Below are 20,607 nucleotides of genomic sequence, written 5' to 3' on the forward strand. Positions count from 1 at the left end.
CAGAATTCCGTCGTCGGGATCAGACGCCAACCGCACAGCAAGCACCGTGCCAGCAACGCAGCCGCGCGATCCGGCGAGCGAAAAAATCAGTCGAGCAGGACTTCCTGCCCGTACTCGGGCACGACCGCCTTCCAGCCAAGCTCATCGTGGATGCGCACACGCAGCGCATCGGCCGCTGCCGGCTCACCGTGGGTGATGAAGGTGCGCCGGGGCGCTTCGCGACACGTCGCGAGCCAGCGCAGGATCTCGTCGGCGTCGGCGTGCGCAGACAGCGCGTCGAGATTGTGGATCTCCGCGCGCACCGGCAACCAGGCGCCGTGGATCTTGATCCGCTCGGCTCCACCGACCAGCGCGGCGCCACGCGTACCCGGTGCCTGGAAGCCGGCGAACACCACGCTGTTGCGGTGGTCTCCCACCAGCGCCTTCAGGTGGTGCAGGACGCGACCGCCGACGGCCATTCCGCTCGCCGAGATGATCACGCACGGATACTTCTGGCGCGTCAGTGCCTGCGATTCCTCGACCGTACGCACATACGTCGTGGTGGCATCGATCAGCTCGCAATCGTCGTCGCTCAGGCGATGCTCGCGATGGAAGCGGCAGAAGATCGCGGTCGCGCGGATCGCCATCGGGCTGTTCAGATAGATCGGCACGTCGGGAATCGCGCGGCGCGCACGCAGCCGTTGCAGCAGAAACAGCAGCAATTGCGCACGCCCGACCGCGAACGCCGGCACCAGCACGACCCCACCGCGCCCCACGGTGCGCTCGATGATGTCGCCGAGCACTCGCTCGGCGTCGAGCGGCGGATGACGGCGATCCCCATACGTCGACTCGACGACCAGATAGTCCGCAGGCAGCAGCGGCTCGGGCGGGAACATGATCGGATCGTGATAGCGTCCGAGGTCGCCGCTGAACACCAGCGTGCGGGTGCCGTCGTTCACGCGCACGCTGCTCGCGCCGAGAATATGACCGGACGGGCGCAGCGTCACATCGATCCCCTTGACGACCGGGTGCACGTCCCCCCAGCCGATCTCCCGAAACTGGCGCAGCACGTTTTCCGCATCCTGCTGCGTGAACAGCGGCTCGGCCGGGTCGTGTTTGCTGAACCTCCTGCGGTTCGCGTAGTGCGCGTCTTCTTCCTGCAGGAAGCCTGCATCGGGCAGCAACACACGGCACAGCGCGTGCGTGGCCGGCGTGCAATAGACGGGTCCGCGGTAGCCGTGACGGTACAGCGCCGGCAGAAAGCCGCTGTGATCGATATGTGCATGCGAGAGCACCACGGCGTCGATGTCTTCCGCCTCGACCGGCAAGGGCTGCCGGTTGCGCTCGCGCAGGTTCTTCACCCCCTGGAACAACCCGCAATCGACCAGCACACGCGAACCGTTGCCGCTCACGAGGTATCTGGAACCAGTCACCGTCTGCGTCGCACCAAGAAACTGCAGCTTCACGTCTTCTTCTCCCTGTTCCGTCCATCCGTGCAGTCTATGGCCCGCGTGCCTGCACCGCATGTGGAGCGCTGCACCGACCGACCGTCGTGCCGGCCAGGATGGCGACCGGACAACGAAGCGCGAGCTGCGGCAAGCGACACATCGTCGCCACCGTACACAGGGTGAGCTCCGATCTGCTGCACCATGACGAAGCCGCTCTGTCCGAAGCATCGAGGAGCCTGTGCGGTGAAGCGGCTGCTCGATCTGCGTGAAAACACGCTTGGCGCCGGACCGGCGTCACGAAGCGTGCGGTGATGGCTTCGCATCGGGGAACGTGCGCCGCAGGGACGCAGGCGCTCGGGCCTGCAGGGACGCATTTACGGCGTCCCCCGGTGTGCGCACGCTGCATGTATCGACGATCGGAGGCTGTTGCGACAGCCTCCGGAGCTCGCCGCCGGGAAGACTCAGTTGCGCGCCTTGAACGCCTTCACCGCTTCATTGAACCTGGCGGCGACTGCCGTCTGCTCATCGACTGCTGCGTTGTAGCTCGCGACGCGGGCAGCGCGCGCCTCTTCGGTTTCGGTCTCACCTGCCGCCGCGCCTTGCTTGTCCAGGCACTCCAGATAGGCGTTGCTGCTGACCACGTAGGCCTTCATGGCCTGTTGCCCGGCCTGCATTTCCTCGAGCGTGGCCGTGCTGCCGTCCGGAGTCGCCGGGGCAGGATCATGGGTACATTCTGCAGCCGCGGTCGCGGCGCACAGGCACAGACAAAGCGACAGGGACGGCAGGGACAGGCGACGCATGCTCGGATCTCCGGATGTGAAGGGTACGGTTATGTATATCCGCCTCGACGAGGCAGCATGACTCTAGCGGAGCGCGTAGCAGACGACAACCGCCGGTTTTGTGCTGCTCCCGTTCAGTGCTCGATCTGCCCCAGATTGGCATGTAGCACGGCACCGTTGATGGCGGGATTGGTTGCAGAAAACAGAATCACGCGCGCGATCTCCTGCGGTTGCAGCAGCCGGCCGAAGGTGCTGCCCGCAGCGATCGCCTCGAATACCTCGGGTTGCGTCCCGACGTGCTCGCGCAACATTTCCGTATCGGTGAAACCCGGGCACACGCACGCGCTGTGAATGCCGCGCCCGGCCAGATCCTGCACGGTCGCCCGCATCAGACCGACCAGTGCATGCTTGGACACCACATAGGCGCAGCTTCCGGCGACCGCCTTCTCGGCCAGCGTCGAACCAACGTAGATGATCGAGGATCCCGGCGCCATCCGCGCCAGCAGCAACTGATCGAGCTGCACGCACGCCAGCAGGTTCACCTGCAATACACGCCGCAGCGCGTCCTGCGTCACGTCGGCTACGCTGTCGCTCGTCAGCAATGCCGCGTTGTGCACCAGCGCGATCACTGAACTGCCAGCGACCGCATCCAGCACGTCGGCTCCATGACGCTCGATCCAGGCGGGATCGGACAGGTCCGCCGCTACATTCCTCGCACCGTCGAGCTCGCACGGTCTTCGGGCGATGTTGAGCACATCCCATCCCGCAGCGGCGAACTCGCGTGCCGTTGCAAGTCCGATACCGCGACTGGCGCCGCTGATCACCAATGTCCGCATGGGCACCTCACTGCTTGCGCCAGTGGCTGGATCCCCACTGCCCTGGCCCCGACGACACCTTGATCGTGACTTCGCGGATGTCGTGACGCTCGATCAGCTCGCGGTCCTCGAGCAGGCGCTCGAGCAGGAAGCGCGCGTATTCCTCGACCGTTGCGTTGCGTACCGGCAGCAGCAGCGTGTCGCTGCGCGGGAACAGCAATTCTTCGCTTGCGAACTCGACCCGGTAGTGGGCATCGCGCTCACTGATGCGCAGGTACGGCGAGTCGGCAGGCAACAACACGTACTCGTCGAGCGATTCACAAAGACTCTCGAGCTTGTCCTTCAGGATGCGATAACTGAAACACATCCCGTTGTCACCCACCGGAGCGGTCAGCGCCGCGGCGACGCGAAAGTTGTGCCCGTGCAGTCGCTCGCGCTCGGTCGCGGAGAAAATCGTGAAATGCGCTGCGGAGAACTTCAGGTACTCCTTGGCCAGATCGATGGTCGTCAGTTGTTCCAAGCAGCTTTCCTCACTCGAGCATCGTCGATGAACGCACCATGCGGCCATCGCCGGAGGCTTTTACGCCAGCCACCATGGTCCGTGCAACCCTGGAGCGCAGCCATCGCTCCCGTCGTGACTGCCGGGAGACTGTTGCCGACCCTGCGTCGCTCGCCCAGGTGCAGCGAGTACGTCGACTTGACGCTTTTTTCAGCAATTCATGACCTCGGCTTCACAGGTGCAAGGGTAGCCTTCCCGTCCACCCGAGCCGGCTTGATCGGCTGCTCAAGGACAAGGCAATCATCCGAGGCTGCTGCATGACCGTTCGGTGTTTCTCACCGCCTCTGACGGCGTTGATGATACCCATCAGGCTGCGGCGTGATTGCAAAGGCTGCTGGGCATCACTGGCGGCCATCCTCGTGGTCTCACTGGGAACCGCTGCTGGCTTCTTTTTTCTGAACGACCCGCAGACACCGCTCAGCCTCTCGACGAGCGCTGCACGCCAGGCCCGGTTGCACGAGCATTGGCGCACTGGCAACGTGATAGTGCTTGTGCGCCATGCCGAGCGCTGCGATCACTCCGATGCTCCCTGCCTGTCCTCTGCACAGGGCATAACCGCTCGCACCCTGCCGAGCGTGCGGGAACTGGGGCATGACTTCAAGGAACTTGGAGCCCGTGACGTCGACATCATCAGCAGCCCCCTGATACGCGCGGTGCAGACGGCGGAAAACATGTTCGGCAAGTCACCGCCCCGGCAAGCGTGGCTGTTCGACTGCAAGGGGACGATGCTGAACCAGGCGCTTCAGCACAAGGTGCCTCACCACAACCTGATTCTGGTGACGCACAGCGAATGCATCCAGGACCTGGAATCCAGCATGGGCGATTCGAGCCCCACCACGCCCGCCTTCGCCTCGTCCTGGTTCCTCATCGACGATGGCAGGAGCGCACCCGTGCTGTTGGGGTACCTCGATGCCGATCAATGGAAGGAACTCGACCGTCTCGACATGTTGGCTCAACTCGAGGATCACTGAGTACCGATGGAAACCCGGCAGCGTTTCTACCTGGTCAACACCGGCTTGCCACTGCTCCTGGCCGGCCTGGTCTTCTGTATCTTCGACCTCACCAACCTGGATGTATCGATCAGCAACCAGTTCTGGGATCCCGCCGCCCACAGCTTCGTGCTGGAGCATGATCGTGCCTTTGAAAGGCTGACGCACAAACTCCCCCGCATCCTTCCGGACACGACGGGCACGGTGTCGATCGTCGGCATGATTCTGTCGTTGCTGTGGCCATTGCTGCAGCGAATTGCGGGTGGACGCGAGCTCGCCCTGCTGGAAGGCATCCGTCTGGCGCCGGCGTTGCGCTGGTTTGCCGAACACCGTCGCGACTTCTTCTTCCTCGTCGTGTCGATTGCCGTGACCACCGCCGTCATCCACTACTTCAAGAGTCACACGAGCGTCTGGTGTCCCGTGGAGACCACGCTGTACGGTGGAATGCACGAGAAACGCGAGTGGTTCCAGAACTTCCGGCTGTTGCACGCTGCCGGAGAAGGGCGTTGCTGGCCGGGCGGACATGCTTCCAGTGGCTTCACTCTGCTGGCACTGTATTTCGTGGCCCGTCGATACCGCTGGAGGTTCACGCGGGCTTTGTTCCTTGCCGTGCTGGTGCTGGGCATGATCAATGGAAGCACCCGGGTTCCCCAGGGCTGGCACTTTGTATCGCACACGTTCTGGTCGGGCATCATCGTCTGGCTGACCATGTTCTGGACTGCGCTGGCGTGCTACGGCCGTGAGCGACTGAGTCAGCCGATCGCCTCCCAAGGCATCGGTCCATCGGATGCCATGTGCGAGTCCGGTACAGCCGACCCCTTTTGCTGCCGGACTGAAGCCCGCCCCACGGATATGCCAGAGCTTGTCTGAGCGAGACCGCGACCCGAGGGGCTGGAATCGGGGAACAGCCACCCCGTTCACCGCACTCGATCGGGCCGGCCCTCGGAAAATTTGCCGCAACACCCGCGGCCCGGTATATAGCACCCTGATTTCCGAACGAGAACACCCAGCGATGCGAGCCATCATCTGTACCGAATACGGACCACCCGAGAAACTTCACTTCGGCGAAATGCCCGATCCGGTCTGCGCAGCCGGACAGCTGCTGGTGCAGGTGCACGCCGCTGGCGTCAACTTCGTCGATTCGCTGCTGATCTCCGGCCAGTACCAGATCCGTATTCCACCGCCGTTCGTGCCGGGCGGCGATTGTGCCGGCACCGTGCTTGCCGCCGGTGCGGGGGTGAGCGAATTTGCCATCGGCGACCGAGTCCTCGCCAGTCCCGGCATCGGAGCCTTCGCCGAGCAGGTCGTGCTGCCGGCAGCCCAGGTACGCCGCATGCCCGGGAACATGGATTTTGCAGGCGGCGCGGTGTTCCTGCAGCCGAGTACCACGGCGTACTTCGCACTGCACGAACGCGCTGCGATGCGCACCGGCGAAACACTGCTGGTGCTCGGCGCGGCCGGGGGCACCGGTGCCGCGGCGATCCAGGTCGGCAAGGCGGCGGGAGCGCACGTGATCGCCGCCGCATCCAGTGCCGAAAAGCTTGCCGCTGCCGCTGCACTGGGTGCCGATGTGCTGATCGACTACGCACGTGAAGACCTGCGTGCTGCGCTGAAGTCGGCCACCGGGGGACGTGGCGTCGATCTGGTCTTCGATCCTGTGGGTGGTGAACTGGCGGAAACGGCGCTGCGCGCGTGCGCGGAGAACGCCCGCTATCTGGTGATCGGCTTCGCCAGCGGTGATATCCCGCGCGTACCGCTCAACCTGCCACTGCTGAAGAGCTGCCAGATCACCGGTGTCGACTGGGGCGGTTTCTCGATGCGCCATCCGCCACAGGCGCGGGCCTGGTCGATGCGACGCTGAAGCTCTACGCCGACGGCCTGCTGCGGATCCGCCACTGGTGCGCTATCCACTGCAAGCGACCGCGCAGGCGATCGCGGATCTGGCCGCGCGGCGCATCGCCGGACGTTGCGTGATCGAAACCGGCTCCGGCTGATCAGGCTGATCCGGTTGATCCTGATCCGGCTGATCAGCGCGGCCCGGTATTGCCCTGCTCGAACAGGGCTCGAACCACGCGTTTTGCCGAGCGCATTGCGCGGCAGCGCTTCGAGCAGCAGCAGGCGTCGCGGATGCTTGTACGCCGACAGCCGATCGCGGCACCACGCGAGCAGCCCGTCGAGCGCGAGTGTGGCGCCAGCTCCGGCACGACGGCTGCCGCGACGGCTTCGCCCCAGAGTTCATCCGCCACCCCGACCACTGCGCACTCGCGCACCGCAGGATGCTCGAGCAACACGTTCTCGATCTCGAGCGCAGAGAGCTTGTAACCACCGGACTTGATGATGTCGACCGAGCGCCGGCCGAGGATGCGGAAATAGCCGCGTTCGCGTACCGCGACGTCGCCGGTCATGAACCAGCCGTCGTCGCTGAACGCGCGGCGCGTCGCCTCGGGGTCGTTCCAGTAGCCGGCAAACACGGCAGGGCCACGCACCTGGACCTCACCTGGCTCGTCCTCAGCGTCGATCGACGCACCCTGCTCGTCGACCAGCCGGACCTCCACGCCGGGCAGCGGCAGACCCACGCTCCCGGGCCGCCGCTCACCGTGCAACGGGTTCGCCAGCGCCATCCCGATCTCGGTCATCCCGTAGCGTTCGAGCAGCGCGTGTCCGCTGAGCCGCTGCCAGTGCGCGTGCACCGTGGCCGGCAGTGCCGCCGATCCCGAGATCATCAGCCGCATCGCGGCGAAGCCGCGCGTGCACCGCTCGCGCTGCGGCGCAGACTGTGCCTCGAGCGCCTCGATCAGCTTCACGTACACGGTCGGCACCGCCATGAATACGCTGTAGGCACCGACCGCGACGCGCTCCAGCACGCGCGCCGTGTCGAAGCGCTCGAAAGCCTCGATACACGCGCCCGACCACAGCGCACAACACATCACGTTGACGATGCCGTGCACGTGATGCAGCGGCAGGAACAGCGGAATCCGGTCCGTCTCCTGCCACTCCCACGCCTCGACGAGCATGCGCACCTGTGCTGCGACCGTCGCGTGGGTGAACAGCGCACCCTTGGGCTTGCCGGTGGTGCCGCTGGTGAACACGATCATCGCGGGGCGCTGCGATTCGAGCTCCGGCAACGCCGTCCTCGCCGCGGTCGACTCCAGCGCATCGAGTCCGATCCACTGCACCCGCGTCGCGGCACAGGCCGTGACCAGAGCCTCGGCTGGCTTGCCCACCACGAGCGCGCGCAGCACGCCCGCCGTGCGCAGCACGTGGTCGATCTCGGGCGCCGTCGCCACCGGGTTCAGTGGCACCGCGCAACCGCCCGCACGCCAGATGGCCCATTGCGCCACGACGTGAGCGGCACCTGCGGGAACCAGCATCGCGATCCGCTCACCTGCCAGATCGCACTTGTCACCGAGCAGCGCCGAAGCCATGCGCTCCGAGCGCTGCAGCAGTTGCGCATACGACACGCTCGCCGTGCCATCCCGGAATGCGACGCGGTCGGCATGTCGTCCGACGCGCTCAAACAATTCGGTCATCAGACACCACCTGCCGGGGTATCCGGATGGGCATAGGCCGGGATGACCGGTGGTGGCAGCAGCTCGCGACCGTCCAGGCCATGGACCGGCAAACCGGTGGCCAGCGGATAGTGGAGGCTGTACGCGACGATGCCGGTGCACTCGGCGGCAGGGCGATGACAGAGCGCCAGAGCGGTCTCCGCCAGATACTCCACCCGCTCGGTGGGATAGCCCGCCGGGATGAACGTATCGGCGCCCGGAGTGCTGATCGCGGTACTGGGTGCCACACAGTTGACCGCGATGCCGGCCTCTTCGAGTTCCGCAGCGAGGCCCTGGGTAAACCGGTGCACGGCAGCCTTGACGCAGGCATACACCGTCGCCCCACCCCGGCGCGCAAAGACATCGTGGGGTCGCACCGGAGGCAGCGCCGTGACGGATCCGAGCATCAGGATCCAGCCGGCACCGCGTTGCCTCATTACCGGCACCGCCCGCTGGATCAGTGCGAACGGGGCGCGCAGATAATGATCGATCGTGACCTCGAAGGTGGACATCGGCATGTCGACCGTCGGTGCATACTCGGCGAAGCCGGCATTGTTCACCAGGATATCGAGTCCGCCCGCCACCTCCACCGTGCGAGCGACCAGCGCGTCACGTTCGACGGGGTTCTCCAGGTCGGCCGCCAGGGCGATCGCGTGACCTCCGTCCGACTCGATCAGGGCCACGGTCTCGGCGAGTGTGCCGGCGTGCCCGCTCGTGCGATCCAGGCTGCGGGCCGTCACCACCACCGTGGCGCCGGCACTGGCCAGGCGCTGTGCGATGGCGCGCCCTATTCCCCGGCTGGCACCGGTCACCAGCGCGATCCGGCCTTCCAGTTGTCTCATGCGCATGTCCTCCTATCGAAACACACCATGTGCCACGCGACGCCCGTTCAGCGAAAACGCATCGCCAGCCCGTGCCTTCGCCGCGCGATGTCGCGCCGACGCTCGTCCGCGCCAACGCGTGGTGTATCCGGCGGCAGCAGGTGCGCCAGACTCGCGAGCGGGACCACGCGGGTTCGCGGCTGCGGCGCGGTGCATTCCGGAAACTGGAAACGGCACAGCATCACGCCCTCGTCGAAACCGCCCGTGTCCAGCCAGTTCGGCACGCCGGGGTCACGGTGCGCGAGCACGGCGCGGAACACGCCGTCACTGCCGACGAACGCCTGGTGGTCGTTCCAGCTCTGGATACGCTGAGCGGGGTCGAGCGACTCGTACCACATCGGACCGATCTGGAGGTTCCAGTAGGCTGCGCGCGGCGGTTCGAACTCGACCAGCAGTGCCGAGCCGGCGTCGATGCGGTAGTAGCCCTGCGAATACTGGTTCTCCGGCGCCCCGGAAGCCGCGGTCATGTCGTCCTCGTTGCCACCCGGCGTGCTGGGCTGCGGCATCACGTTGACACCGAGCACACCGCGCATGTGCAGACAGTAATCCGCCCACAACCGCGACTCCTCCTCGACGAACCACGCCACGTCGCGCAGGCGTTCGGCGATCTCGGCAGCGGTCGGCGGCTCGGGCGCGCCCGGATCCCGGTCGATCCGTTCGATGAACACCCGCGGCGGCTCGTCCTCGATCCAGTCGTGATAGAACTGGCGCACGTGCAGCCACTCGACGTCGGGTTCGAGCCGCAGCCAGTTGCCGGCGTGCGCGTTCGCACTGAGGATGATCTCGAAGCTGCCGTCGGGCCCGAGCTGCAGATCGCGGCCGGACAGGCTGCAGTCGATGCGGGTCGGCCGCGTGTAGCTCCAGATGCCGCGGCTCAGCTCGAAACCGAGGTACGGGATGGTGCCGCGCTTGCCCCACACGCGGTAGGTGGCGTCACCCCGCAGCCGCGCACGCAGGTAATGACCGTCGGGATTCGCCAGCCCCCAGCCCCTGTGGTTGTCGAAATACGTGAACAGAAAGGGTCGGTCGGGATCCGCCGCGTGCAGGTACAGGTCGAGCGCGCTGTCGAGCAGGCCGCCCAGATAACGCGCTCCGATGCCGGCGTGGCGCGAATCGGCCACCATGTCGGTGCGCGTGAGCACCGCGGACGCCTTCTTCAGTGATTCGCAGAACGCTTCCCACGCCGCCGCACTCGCTGCCGTCGTATCCTTCATCGATTCGTCCACCCTGTTCGCTCCTCCCGTCTCTCCCGATCTTTCATCCCTGCCACCGGTGCAAAACCGCCGCCGCTCGCATCACGGGCCGGTGCGACCGCGTCCACGGACAAGTCGCGCAATCCGGTCACTGTAGCGCCCTGCGCCCCGCAGCCCAAGGCGCGGATCATCGGGCACGCGAACAATCCTGCCCGACACGCGCGATGCAAGGTGCCGCTCCCGGCGAACGGCAGGTTATGATGCGGCCGCGCCCAACCCGCATGACCATCACACGAGGAATACCTGATGAAAAATCGTTTCGACCGGAAAGTTGCACTGATCACTGGCGCCGCATCCGGCATGGGGCGCGCCACGGCCCTGCGCATGGGCAGCGAAGGCGCACGGGTTTACTGCGTCGACCTCAACGGCGCCGGTGCCGAGGAAACCGCGGCGGCGATACGTACCGCTGGCGGTGAGGCACGATCCGCCGCTGCCGACGTGGCCGATCCGGCGCGCTGCCGCGCACTGGTCGCGGAAGCCGTGGCTGCATTCGGCGGCCTCGACATCCTGTGCAACATCGCTGGTTTCGGTGGCCTGAAGGCATTCACCGACGAAACGGCCGAGGGCTGGCAGAAGATGTTCTCCGTGAACGTGCATGGCCCGTTCTATCTGAGCCAGGCGGCACTGCCGCACCTGCTGGCAAGCAAGGGCAACATCGTCAACGTGGCGTCGACGGCAGGACTGATCGGGCAGGCCTACATGGCCACCTATACCGCATCCAAGCACGCGCTGGTGGGCCTGACCAAATCGATGGCGCTCGAATTCGGCCGCAAGGGTCTGCGCGTGAACGCGGTCTGTCCGGGCGGAACGACCACGCCTTTCCTGCAAGCCTTCGCGATACCGCCGAACGCCGAGATGGACCTGATCGGACGCGTGCAACTGCTTCCGGACTACGCGGCTCCCGAAGACATCGCGCACATGATCTGCTTCACCGCGTCCGACGAGGCGAAGTTCGTCAACGGAGCGCTGCTGTCGGTGGACGGCGGCACGGTCGCTGGCTGAAGCATGGGCCAGTGGATCCTGCGCCTCGACCTGCGCTCGCCCGCCTTCGCGGGCGAGAACCCGCTGCTCTACCGCACCGGCCTGGAAATGGCCACTGCTGCCGACGCGCTCGGCTTCGACCACTGCATGCTGTCGGAGCACCACGGCGCACAGGACGGGTACCTCCCGTCGCCACTGGTCTACGGGGCAGCGGTGGCCGCATGCACGCGACGCCTGCGGCTGCGCATCTCGGCGATCATCCTGCCGCTGCACGATCCACTGCGCATCGCCGAAGATGCAGCCGTGCTCGATCGCATTGCCGAGGGACGCCTCGAGCTGGTGCTGGTCGCCGGTTTCCTGCCGCAGGAATTTGCGATGTTCGGGCGCGATATCCGCACACGCGGCCTCGCGCTCGAGGAAGGTGCCACGCTGCTGCGCCGGGCCTGGAGCGGCGAGCCGTTGGCGTATCGCGGCACCACGGTCACGGTTACACCGAAGCCGTGGCGAACCGGCGGGCCGCCGCTGCTGCTCGGTGGTGCCACTCCGCTTGCGGCACGTCGCGCTGCACGCTGCGGCGACGGTTTCGTGCCCGGAATGATGGGCCTGTGGGAAACCTACGCGGCAAGCTGTGCCGAACTCGGCAAGCAAGCCGGAGCGGAACCGGTATTCGGACCGCTGGCGATCTTCGTCAGCGAGGATCCCGAATCCACGTGGCAGCGCATTGCACCGCATGCACTGCACGAAACCAACTGCTACGCACGCTGGTACCGCGAAGGCGGCGTTCCGGGCCCCTACGGCCATTTCGACAGCGCGGATGCGCTGCGCGCCAGCGGCCTCTACCAGGTGTTGACGCCGGAGCAATGTATCGAGCTCGCGCACACACTCGGCCCGGCGGCGCAGTTGTACGTGCACCCGCTGCTCGCCGGCATCGACGCCGCGATCGGCCGTGAAACCCTGCGCCTGCTCGGTGAGCGCGTGCTGCCGGCCCTGCGCGAACAGGAAAAAGGCCGCTGATGAGCGTGCATCGCCGTACCAAGATCGTTGCAACCCTCGGCCCGGCCAGCAGCTCGGAGCAGACCATTGCCGCGCTGATCGCCGCCGGGGTCGATGTGTTCCGGCTGAATTTCTCGCACGGCCGGGTCGAGGAGCACCGTGCACGCGCTGCACTGGTGCGCGAACTCGCCGAACGAGCCGGACGCGAGGTGGCACTGCTCGGCGACCTGCAGGGACCGAAGATCCGTATCCGCTGCTTCCGTGACGGGGCGGTGGAATTGGCCGAAGGCACCGCATTCACGCTCGACTGCGGTCTCTCCGATCAGGACGGAGACCTGCACGCAGTCGGGGTGGATCTGCCGACGTTGCCCGAGTCCGTGGGGCCAGACGACGTGCTGCTGCTCGACGACGGCCGCATCCGCCTCGTCGTCGACGCGGTGCGCGGAAGCCGCGTGGAATGCACGGTACGTATGGGTGGCCGGCTCTCGGACCGCAAGGGCCTCAACCGGCTCGGTGGCGGGCTGTCGGCTCCGGCGCTGACCGACCGCGATCGCGACGATATCGCGCACGCTGCCGAACTCGGGCTGGATTACATCGCGGTATCGTTTCCGCTGAGCGCGGCCGATATCGAATACGCCCGTAGGCTCGTCGAGGCCACCGGTTGCCACGCGCACATCATCGCCAAGATCGAACGTGCCGAGGTGGTCCGCGACGAAGCCGTACTCGATGCGATGATCGTCGCGGCCGACGGCATCATGGTCGCGCGTGGTGATCTGGGCGTCGAGGTGGGCGATGCCGAGCTGATCGGCATCCAGAAGCAACTGATCCGCAAGGCACGCCGCGCCGACCGGGTAGTCATCACCGCGACGCAAATGATGGAGTCGATGGTGTACAACCCGATTCCGACCCGCGCCGAGGTTTTCGACGTGGCGAATGCGGTGCTCGACGGTACCGATGCCGTGATGCTGTCGGCCGAATCCGCGAGCGGACGCCACCCCGTGGAAGCCGTGACGGCAATGGCGACGACCTGCCTCGGTGCGGAAACCTACCCCGACGTGCGCCGCTCGAGCTATCGGGTGGATCGCTCCTTCACCCGTATCGACGAGGCGATCGCGATGGCAGCCGTGTACGCGGCAAACCACCTCGAGCGTGTCGTCGGCATGGTGTGTCTGACGGAATCCGGGGCCACGGCGCTGCGCATGTCGCGTCTCGGTTCCGGGTTGCCGATCTACGCGCTGAGTCGTCACCCCGAAGTGATACGCCGCATGTGCCTGTACCGGGGCGTGCAACCGCTGCTGTTCGACTACACGGCGAGCGCCAGCGGCGAAGTCGCGCAGGACGCGGTGCGCGAACTCCAGCGCCGCGGCTTCGTCGCCCGCGGCGAGCGCCTGATCCTGACCCGCGGCGATCTGCTCGGGGTCGGCGGTTCCACCACTACGCTGAAGATCCTGGAACCGTAGGTCGGCATGCATGCCGACATGCCGACGCTGCCTTCGACCGACGGGCACGAACACCCGTCGGGTTGAAACCCGACCCACGTAGAGTGGCGTCCCGCCGCAGGTCGGCATTCATGCCGACGGCGACGGCGTCGGGTTGAAACCCGACCCACGCGGAGTGGCGTCCCGCCGTAGGTCGGCATTCATGCCGACGGCGACGTCGTCGGGTTGAAACCCGACCTACGTGGGGTGGTGTCTCACCCGTAGGTCGGCATTCATGCCGACGGGCACGAACACCCGTCGGGTTGAAACCCGACCCACGTAGAGTGGCGTCCCGCCGTAGGTTGGCATGCATGCCGACGGCGACGTCGTCGGGTTGAAGCCCGACCCACGTGGGGTGGCGTCCCGCCCGTAGGTCGGCATTCATGCCGACGGGCACGAACACCCGTCGGGTTGAAACCCGACCCACGTGGAGTGGCGTCCCGCTCGTAGGTCGGCATTCATGCCGACGGCGACGGCGTCGGGCTGAAGCCCGACCCACGTGGAGTGGCGTCCCGCCGCAGGTCGGCATGCATGCCGACAGCGACGTCGTCGGGTCGAAACCCGACCCACGTGGAGTGGCGTCCCGCCGTAGGTCGGCATTCATGCCGACGGCGACGTCGTCGGGCTGAAGCCCGACCCACGCAGAGTGGCGTCTCGCCGTAGGTCGGCATGCATGCCGACAGCGACGTCGTCGGGTTGAAACCCGACCTACGGCCTATCGGCGCTGACCACCCACATCGCGTAATACGAATGCGCTCCACCGAAGGCGTGTCCCACCGCGAGCCGTGCTCCGTCGACCTGATGCTCGCCGGCCATCCCGCGCACCTGCAATGCGGCTTCGCCGAAACGCAGCATCCCGGAAGCGCCGATCGGGTTCGACGACAACACCCCTCCCGACGGGTTGATCGGAATATCGCCATCCATCGCGGTCGCACCCGCCTCGGTGAGTTTCCAGCCTTCGCCTTCCTCACAGATACCCAGCGTCTCGAGGTACATCGGCTCGTACCAACTGAACGGCACATAAAGCTCTGCCACGTCGATCTGGCGGCGCGGATGCGTGATTCCCGCCTTCGAGTACACGTCCTTTGCGCAGGCGATCAACGACTTCGGATGGATATTGTCCTTGCCGGCGTACATCACCCCGTCGGCACGCGTCGAACTGGCAACGATCCACGCCGGCGGGTTCGGCGAACGCTCGGCGAATTCCTCGTCCGCAATCACCAGTGCACACGCTCCGTCCGAAGAGGGACAACTTTCGAGAAAGTGCAGCGGCTCCCAGAGCATCGGTGACTGTTGCACCATCGCGATATCGATATTCGGTATCTGCAGGTGCGCGTACGGGTTCCTGCACGCGTTCAGCCGGTCCTTGACCGCGACCATGCAACCCACGTGGTCAGGAGCGCCGTAGCGCTCCATATACAGACGCATGTACGGCGCGAAGAAGCCGCCCGCGCCGGCATTCACGTGCGGCACGAACGGCATGCGCGGCGACAACGCCCAGGTCGCGTTCGACTCCGACTGCTTCTCGAAGGTGACCGTCAGCACCCGCCGGAATGCACCACTCTGCACGTAGTTCGCCGCGACCACCGCGGTCGATCCACCGACACTGCCCGCAGTATGCACGCGCAGCACCGGCTTGCCGTTGCCGCCGAGCGCGTCGGTCAGGTACAGCTCGGGCATCAGCACGCCTTCGAACATGTCCGGTGCCTTGCCGAGCACCAGCGCATCGATATCCTTCCACTCGCAACCGGCATCGGCCAGTGCGCGCTCGGCGGCCTGGCGCACCAGACCGGCGATCGAGACGTCCTTGTGCTTCGACTTGTGTTTGGTCTGGCCGACGCCGACCACCGCCGCCCGATTTGCCATGATTCAGGCCTCCAGTACCGCGACCAGGTTCTGCTGCAGGCAATGGCCGGAAGTCGCGTGCGCGACGCCGCGATCGGCCTTGCCATCGATGATGCGTTCGGCGACGAAGCCGATGCGATCGAGCCCCGCAACCATCATTGCGTTCGCCGCCAGCGCTCCGCCGGACAGGTTGACCGGCACCTCGTCGCCCAGGTCGAGCGCACGACGCAGGATGATTTCCTGATGGCTGAACGGAGCGTGCAGCTCGGCAAGGTCGATCGGGCCCCGCGCAACGCCGGCCCTTTGTGCCGCAAGGTGGGTGGAAGCCGAACGCGTGAGGTCACGCGCACCGAACACACCGGTTTCCATGCGATGGTCGATGCCGCGAATCCAGGCCGGGCGCGCGCACAGGCGCCTCGCGGCCGTGCCCGAGGCGATCAGCATCGCGGAGGCACCGTCGGTGATCGGCGCGCAATCGTGACGGCGCAGCGGCGAGACGAACGTGGGCTCGGCGAGCAGCGCATCGACCGTGAAATGCCCTTTCAACTGGGCACGTGGATTGTCCAGCGCATTGGCGCGACTGCGCACCACCACTTCGGCCAGGTCGCGTTCGCTGACCGTTCCGCCGTCGAGCAGTGCACGCGCCTGCAGCGCCGCCGTGCTGACCGAATCCGGCCACAACGGCACCTGGTAGTACGGATCGAGCTGCAGGCTCAGCACGCTGCGCAGCTCACCGGGGGACGACTTGCCGAAACCGTACACCAGGCAGACCTCGGCATCACCGGTCCAGATCTTCAGCAAGGCCTCGTAAAGCGCCCATGCGGCGTCCATCTCGACATGGGACTCCTTGATCGGGGGCACCGTCGCCACGGCCGAAAGACCCTCGACGAACGCAAACGCCGCACCCTGCAGGTAGTCGCAACTGCCGGAACAGGTGAAGTCCACATCCTTCATCGTGATGCCGGCCCTGCGCATCACCTCGCTGACCACCGGCATGATCAGCTCGCTCTCGTTCGCTGCTCCGGCGTAGCGGCTCTGCGGCCCCTGCACGTACCCGATGATCGCTGCCTCGCGCATGTTCATGCTCCCTCGACCGGCTTGAACCAGGCAATGTTCTCGAAGGTGTAGTCCCACTCCGTGCGTGGCTTCCATACCGCCTGCACGCGCATCCCCACGTGCACCTGCCCGGCAGGCACCTCGCTCACCAGGTGCAGGCACGCCATGTCGGTACCGTCGAGCAGGATATTGGCCGCGATGAACGGTGGCTTGATCGGGTTGCCCGGCAACGGGATATGCACGATCGTGAACGATTCGATCACACCCCGGTCCGCGACCTCGACCTCCTCCTCGGTCGGGATCCCGCAGCGCGCGCACGAACCGCGCGCCGGCACATAGACGCTGGAACAGCCCGGGCAGCGCTGCCCTACGATACGGCCCTCGCGAATGCGCGACAGAAAGCGTGCCAGCGCAGCTCCGGCGGTGAATTCGTATTGCAGGTTGATCGGCACCTCGATACCGGTCACGGGTTCGCGTGCGTCGCTCATCGGTGGACTCCTCTGGCCGGCTCGAAGCAGGCGATGTCGGTGATCGATCCGCGCGTCTCCTCGGCCCAGCGCGCCCTGACGCGCATGCCGGTACGCATCGCACCCTCGTCGCCCGCATCAACCATATGCAGCAGCGGCACATCGGCGCCGTCGAGACGGATCAGTGCGAACGCGAACGGATGGCGCAGCAGGTGATGGGACAAGGGCTCCTTGACCCAGCACCACGTGGTCACGGTGCCGGCATCAGCCACCGGCACCAGCGCGTCGAGTGCAGCCGATGTTTCCGGATCGTACTCGGCAGGCGGCACGATGATGCGCCCGTCACTGCCGCGCACCCCCAGGATCTGTCGTTCGCGCAAAGCGGTCAGAAAGCGCCCGATCAACGGACCCGTGGAACGGGTGTACGTGTACGCAAGCTCGAAGGACTTGGTGAGAATCTCCGGCTGGATTGCCATCTGCAGCTTTCTCCGCATGACTGCCAGGTTCGCGCGCCGATCATCCAGGGTGGCGATCGCTACGCACGATGGTTCCACGACCGATACGGGCAGCACCATGACCCAGGCGTGCAATCGTCGCTGACAAAAGGGATCAGCCTCGACCGCGCGCCGACACGGTCGACTTCCTGCGCAGACACAATGAACCGGAAAGTCCGAAATCAGTCGGCCTTTCGGTTCATTGCGCTCGAACATGGTGATTATTCACGTTTCAATCGCGGAACTTTGCCTCGCAGCATGCGAACACTTTGGCCAGAATCGCGCTCGTTCCATCGCGAACCAGCTAAACTGCACGAGGCATCCTGCCCCAGAGCACAACGGAGAACACTTGGAATGAGCCAGAGAACACACCAACGGAAGGCCCTGTTCGCAGGCATCGTGGGCGCAAGCGCCCTGCTGATCGGCGTACCCGCCGGCGCCCAGCAACAGAACGTCACCAGTCTCGGTATCGAGGAAATGGTCGTCACCGCGCAGAAGCGCGAGGAAAACCTGCAGGCGGTACCGATCTCGATCTCCAGCCTCAGCGCCACCGACATCGAGCGCCGTGGCGTACAGAACCCGCGCGACCTGCTCGCGACCATGCCGAACGTCGGCGGTTTCGAACCGCCCGGAGGCAAGGGTTCGATGTCGATCGCGATGCGCGGTGTCAGTGGCGGCTCGCCGTCGAACCTCTCGGTCGACACCTCGACTGCCGTGTATATCGACGGCGTGATCATCGGCAAGATGGTGGGCGCTGCAACCGACGTGGCCGAACTGGAGCGCGTCGAGGTACTGCGCGGACCGCAAGGCACGCTGTACGGACGCAACGCCACCGGTGGTGCGGTCAACTTCATCACCCGCAAGCCAACCGGTGAATTCGGCGGCAAGGTCACCGGCACGGTCGGCAACGAAGGCCTGTGGGGGCTGCGGGCGACGCTCGATACCCCGACGCTCGGCACCGAGGGCGAGGGCCTGGGCACACTGAAGGCATCGCTCGGCGCCCAGACCCGCGAGCGCGACGGTTTCCAGACGAACGCAACCTCGGTCCAGAAGGACTTCGACAGCCTGGATCGCCAGGCCTACCGGCTGGCGCTGCGCTGGGAGCCAACCGACAACTTCATGGTCGATTATGCCCACGATCGCAGCAAGCTCGACGAGTCGAACCCGATGCTGTCGGTCGTCGGTGTGACTCCGGCCGGGCTGACGGCCAATCCGAATGGTACGTTTTCCCCGGTCGACCGTATCGCTCGGCTCAAAGGCTTCGTGCAGCAAGGCCAGAATGCGCTCGGACCCACCCCGAACGCCCTGACGGCTGCTGCCGCATCCGATCCGACCTTCGTGCGCTGGCTCGGCAATGCACAGACCTTGCTCACCAGGTACGAGCAGGCGCTCGCGTACAACGGGATCGGCAAACGTCCGGGCCGCAGTGCGTCCGACGCACGCACCAACACCGATAACGACGCCAAGGGACACAGCCTCACGCTGACCTGGGCCTTCGAGGATCTCGGGGCGCTCGGCGACGTCGAATTCAAGTCGATCACCGGACAACGCAAGGTCGAGGTGCGCAACATCGGCGATCTCGACGGCATCAACAACCTGGGTGCGGTGAACGACACGGCGCTTGCGGCGATGTATGGCATGTACGCTGCCCAGTCGCTGCCTGCGTATGCGGCCGTGATGCGTGCCTCGCTCAACGACCTGTGGACGAACGTCTATCCGCAGCTCGGTGGCGGCGGCTACGTCCAGGACGCGGCCTTCGACTACAAGCAGTTCTCGCAGGAACTGCAGATGGTCGGATCCACCGAGCGGCTGCAGTACGCGGTTGGCCTGTACTACTTCGACGACGACGGCAAATTCGACAACATCCGCAATGCGGCAGCACCGGTTGGCGGACTGCAGTCGACTGCCTACTCGAACGAAACCAAGGCGAAGGCCCTCTATTCGCAGTTCACGTACACGCCCGATATCCTCGACGATCGCCTGGCAGTCACGGTGGGCTACCGCTACACGGGTGAAAAGAAGGGCATCACGTATCGCTACCTGCAGGACAACGGGGTGTTCACTCCGTATGGCACCGTGAACCCGGCCTACAGCAGCACGCTGCTGCCGTCGGCTAACTACGGCGAGAAGCACAGCAAGACGTTCAGCAACAGCAGCGGTTCGCTGACGCTGGCGTATCAGTTCAGCGACGACACCAACGCCTACCTGCGCCTGGCCAGCGGCTATCGCAGCGGTGGCTACAACGGTGAAGTCTATGTGCCCAATGTCCCGGTGGCACCGTTCAAGGAAGAGACGATCAAGCAGTGGGAAGTCGGCGTGAAATCGGACGTGGTACCCGGCACGCTGCGGGTGAATGCCGCGTTGTTCATGTTCAACATGCAGGACATGCAGGTAAGCCAGATCCAGGCAACACCCGACGGCAGACTGACCTCGTTCATCACCAACGCCGGCGAAGCGGACCGGTGGGGATCGGAGATCGAGGTTCAGTGGTCTCCGACCGACAACCTGCTGGTCTCGGCGTCCTGGGCGCACATGAGCGGTGACTTCGAGAAGTACCCTGAACTGTGCGGCTCCGGGATCTACGGCAAGGGAGGATCGCAGGAAAAATGCCTCACCACGAAGAATGTGGCAGAACGGCCGCAGTCTCCGGACAACCAGATCACGCTGGTCACCGATTGGGTCTTCGCCAGCACCGACTGGGCGGACTTCATGGCGCACGTGGAGGTGTTCTGGCAGGAGAAGACCTACGCGGCGGCATTGTGGACCGGAAGCTACGAAATCGGGTCGCGCACCGGGAACATCGCTCCGGTCATCTACGACCAGGTCGTGCTGAAGGACCGGGTGCTGGTGAACCTGCGTCTGGGCATGGAAAACGTCGAGTTCTCGAACGGCAGCAGCCTGCGCGCCTCACTCTGGGCACGCAACGTGTTCGACCGGGAGTACAACAGCTACGGCATGAACTTCGGCTCCTTGGGTCCGGTCCTCGCACAGTACGGCGAACCACGCACCTACGGGCTGGACGTCACCTGGGAGTTCTGATCG

The 20,607-nt window shown here is 65.6% G+C and carries 16 protein-coding genes and 1 pseudogene; 7 read left to right on the plus strand and 10 right to left on the minus strand.

The window, feature by feature from the left end; genetic code table 11:
• Positions 1-86: 86 nt before the first annotated feature.
• From H7A12_06205 to H7A12_06220, 4 genes are all read right to left on the minus strand, one after another.
• A complete protein-coding gene (locus H7A12_06205) occupies positions 87-1,445 on the minus strand; it encodes an MBL fold metallo-hydrolase (protein ID MCP5320406.1) in 1,359 nt (452 codons plus the stop codon).
• Between the two features lie 443 nt (positions 1,446-1,888).
• Entirely contained in the window at positions 1,889-2,227 is a 339-nt protein-coding gene (locus tag H7A12_06210) for a hypothetical protein (protein ID MCP5320407.1), read from the minus strand.
• A gap of 113 nt (positions 2,228-2,340) precedes the next feature.
• Complete coding sequence (locus H7A12_06215) at positions 2,341-3,042, minus strand: SDR family oxidoreductase (protein ID MCP5320408.1); 702 nt, start codon at positions 3,040-3,042, stop codon at positions 2,341-2,343.
• Between the two features lie 7 nt (positions 3,043-3,049).
• Positions 3,050-3,589, minus strand: a complete 540-nt coding sequence (locus H7A12_06220; GenBank protein ID MCP5320409.1) for a 6-carboxytetrahydropterin synthase — start codon at positions 3,587-3,589, stop codon at positions 3,050-3,052.
• 482 nt (positions 3,590-4,071) lie between these two features.
• Between H7A12_06220 and H7A12_06225 the strand changes: the two genes are divergently transcribed.
• The 3 genes from H7A12_06225 to H7A12_06235 all read left to right on the plus strand — a co-directional run bounded on the left by H7A12_06225 (position 4,072) and on the right by H7A12_06235 (position 6,430).
• Positions 4,072-4,551 (plus strand): hypothetical protein, encoded by a 480-nt coding sequence (locus H7A12_06225; GenBank protein MCP5320410.1) that lies wholly within the window; start codon positions 4,072-4,074, stop codon positions 4,549-4,551.
• A 6-nt stretch (positions 4,552-4,557) separates the two neighbouring features.
• Positions 4,558-5,439 carry a phosphatase PAP2 family protein gene (locus H7A12_06230; GenBank protein MCP5320411.1) on the plus strand — a complete coding sequence of 294 codons (882 nt, stop codon included), beginning with the start codon at positions 4,558-4,560 and terminating at the stop codon, positions 5,437-5,439.
• A 142-nt stretch (positions 5,440-5,581) separates the two neighbouring features.
• The gene (locus tag H7A12_06235; GenBank protein ID MCP5320412.1) at positions 5,582-6,430 is read left to right on the plus strand and encodes an NADPH:quinone oxidoreductase family protein; all 849 of its coding nucleotides are present in this window, start codon (positions 5,582-5,584) and stop codon (positions 6,428-6,430) included.
• A 166-nt stretch (positions 6,431-6,596) separates the two neighbouring features.
• On the opposite strand, the gene H7A12_06240 is transcribed toward H7A12_06235, so the two are convergent.
• The 3 genes from H7A12_06240 to H7A12_06250 are packed head-to-tail and all read right to left on the minus strand — an operon-like array spanning position 6,597 to position 10,212.
• The gene (locus H7A12_06240; protein ID MCP5320413.1) at positions 6,597-8,099 is read right to left on the minus strand and encodes an AMP-binding protein; all 1,503 of its coding nucleotides are present in this window, start codon (positions 8,097-8,099) and stop codon (positions 6,597-6,599) included.
• Complete coding sequence (locus H7A12_06245; protein MCP5320414.1) at positions 8,099-8,965, minus strand: SDR family NAD(P)-dependent oxidoreductase; 867 nt, start codon at positions 8,963-8,965, stop codon at positions 8,099-8,101. The genes H7A12_06240 and H7A12_06245 overlap by 1 nt, the downstream gene beginning before the upstream one ends.
• Before the next feature lie 41 nt (positions 8,966-9,006).
• Complete coding sequence (locus H7A12_06250) at positions 9,007-10,212, minus strand: DUF1214 domain-containing protein (protein MCP5320415.1); 1,206 nt, start codon at positions 10,210-10,212, stop codon at positions 9,007-9,009.
• Positions 10,213-10,497: 285 nt separating this feature from the next.
• Here H7A12_06250 and H7A12_06255 point away from each other — a divergent pair, with 285 nt between their 5' ends.
• From H7A12_06255 to pyk, 3 genes are read left to right on the plus strand one after another with little or no spacing between them, the layout of a single operon-like run.
• Positions 10,498-11,253, plus strand: a complete 756-nt coding sequence (locus H7A12_06255) for an SDR family oxidoreductase (protein MCP5320416.1) — start codon at positions 10,498-10,500, stop codon at positions 11,251-11,253.
• 3 nt (positions 11,254-11,256) lie between these two features.
• The gene (locus H7A12_06260; GenBank protein MCP5320417.1) at positions 11,257-12,246 is read left to right on the plus strand and encodes an LLM class flavin-dependent oxidoreductase; all 990 of its coding nucleotides are present in this window, start codon (positions 11,257-11,259) and stop codon (positions 12,244-12,246) included.
• Positions 12,246-13,685, plus strand: a complete 1,440-nt coding sequence (gene pyk, locus H7A12_06265) for a pyruvate kinase (protein MCP5320418.1) — start codon at positions 12,246-12,248, stop codon at positions 13,683-13,685. Before H7A12_06260 ends, pyk begins: the two co-directional genes overlap by 1 nt.
• 726 nt (positions 13,686-14,411) lie before the next feature.
• Here the strand turns inward: pyk and H7A12_06270 are convergent.
• The 3 genes and pseudogenes from H7A12_06270 to H7A12_06280 form a co-directional block, all read right to left on the minus strand.
• Positions 14,412-15,569: a thiolase domain-containing protein gene (locus H7A12_06270; GenBank protein MCP5320419.1), complete on the minus strand. Its 1,158-nt coding sequence runs from the start codon at positions 15,567-15,569 to the stop codon at positions 14,412-14,414.
• Positions 15,570-15,572: 3 nt separating this feature from the next.
• The gene (locus tag H7A12_06275; protein ID MCP5320420.1) at positions 15,573-16,625 is read right to left on the minus strand and encodes a thiolase domain-containing protein; all 1,053 of its coding nucleotides are present in this window, start codon (positions 16,623-16,625) and stop codon (positions 15,573-15,575) included.
• 2 nt (positions 16,626-16,627) lie between these two features.
• Positions 16,628-17,547, minus strand: a pseudogene (locus tag H7A12_06280) (OB-fold domain-containing protein).
• Positions 17,548-17,919: 372 nt separating this feature from the next.
• On the opposite strand from H7A12_06280, the gene H7A12_06285 reads away from it, so the two are divergent.
• Positions 17,920-20,604 carry a TonB-dependent receptor gene (locus H7A12_06285; protein MCP5320421.1) on the plus strand — a complete coding sequence of 895 codons (2,685 nt, stop codon included), beginning with the start codon at positions 17,920-17,922 and terminating at the stop codon, positions 20,602-20,604.
• Positions 20,605-20,607: the final 3 nt, after the last annotated feature.

The sequence above is a fragment of the Pseudomonadales bacterium genome, from assembly GCA_024234165.1.
Classification (GTDB): Bacteria; Pseudomonadota; Gammaproteobacteria; order Pseudomonadales; family UBA5518; genus UBA5518.

Coding starts and splice junctions, on each gene's coding strand:
- H7A12_06210 (MCP5320407.1), bottom strand. CDS start 2,227: ATGCGTCGCCTGTCCCTGCCGTCCCTGTCGCTTTGTCTGTGCCTGTGC.
- H7A12_06215 (MCP5320408.1), bottom strand. CDS start 3,042: ATGCGGACATTGGTGATCAGCGGCGCCAGTCGCGGTATCGGACTTGCA.
- H7A12_06220 (MCP5320409.1), bottom strand. CDS start 3,589: ATGGCCGCATGGTGCGTTCATCGACGATGCTCGAGTGAGGAAAGCTGC.
- H7A12_06230 (MCP5320411.1), top strand. CDS start 4,558: ATGGAAACCCGGCAGCGTTTCTACCTGGTCAACACCGGCTTGCCACTG.
- H7A12_06235 (MCP5320412.1), top strand. CDS start 5,582: ATGCGAGCCATCATCTGTACCGAATACGGACCACCCGAGAAACTTCAC.
- H7A12_06240 (MCP5320413.1), bottom strand. CDS start 8,099: ATGACCGAATTGTTTGAGCGCGTCGGACGACATGCCGACCGCGTCGCA.
- H7A12_06245 (MCP5320414.1), bottom strand. CDS start 8,965: ATGCGCATGAGACAACTGGAAGGCCGGATCGCGCTGGTGACCGGTGCC.
- H7A12_06250 (MCP5320415.1), bottom strand. CDS start 10,212: ATGAAGGATACGACGGCAGCGAGTGCGGCGGCGTGGGAAGCGTTCTGC.
- H7A12_06255 (MCP5320416.1), top strand. CDS start 10,498: ATGAAAAATCGTTTCGACCGGAAAGTTGCACTGATCACTGGCGCCGCA.
- H7A12_06260 (MCP5320417.1), top strand. CDS start 11,257: ATGGGCCAGTGGATCCTGCGCCTCGACCTGCGCTCGCCCGCCTTCGCG.
- pyk (MCP5320418.1), top strand. CDS start 12,246: ATGAGCGTGCATCGCCGTACCAAGATCGTTGCAACCCTCGGCCCGGCC.
- H7A12_06270 (MCP5320419.1), bottom strand. CDS start 15,569: ATGGCAAATCGGGCGGCGGTGGTCGGCGTCGGCCAGACCAAACACAAG.
- H7A12_06275 (MCP5320420.1), bottom strand. CDS start 16,625: ATGCGCGAGGCAGCGATCATCGGGTACGTGCAGGGGCCGCAGAGCCGC.
- H7A12_06285 (MCP5320421.1), top strand. CDS start 17,920: ATGAGCCAGAGAACACACCAACGGAAGGCCCTGTTCGCAGGCATCGTG.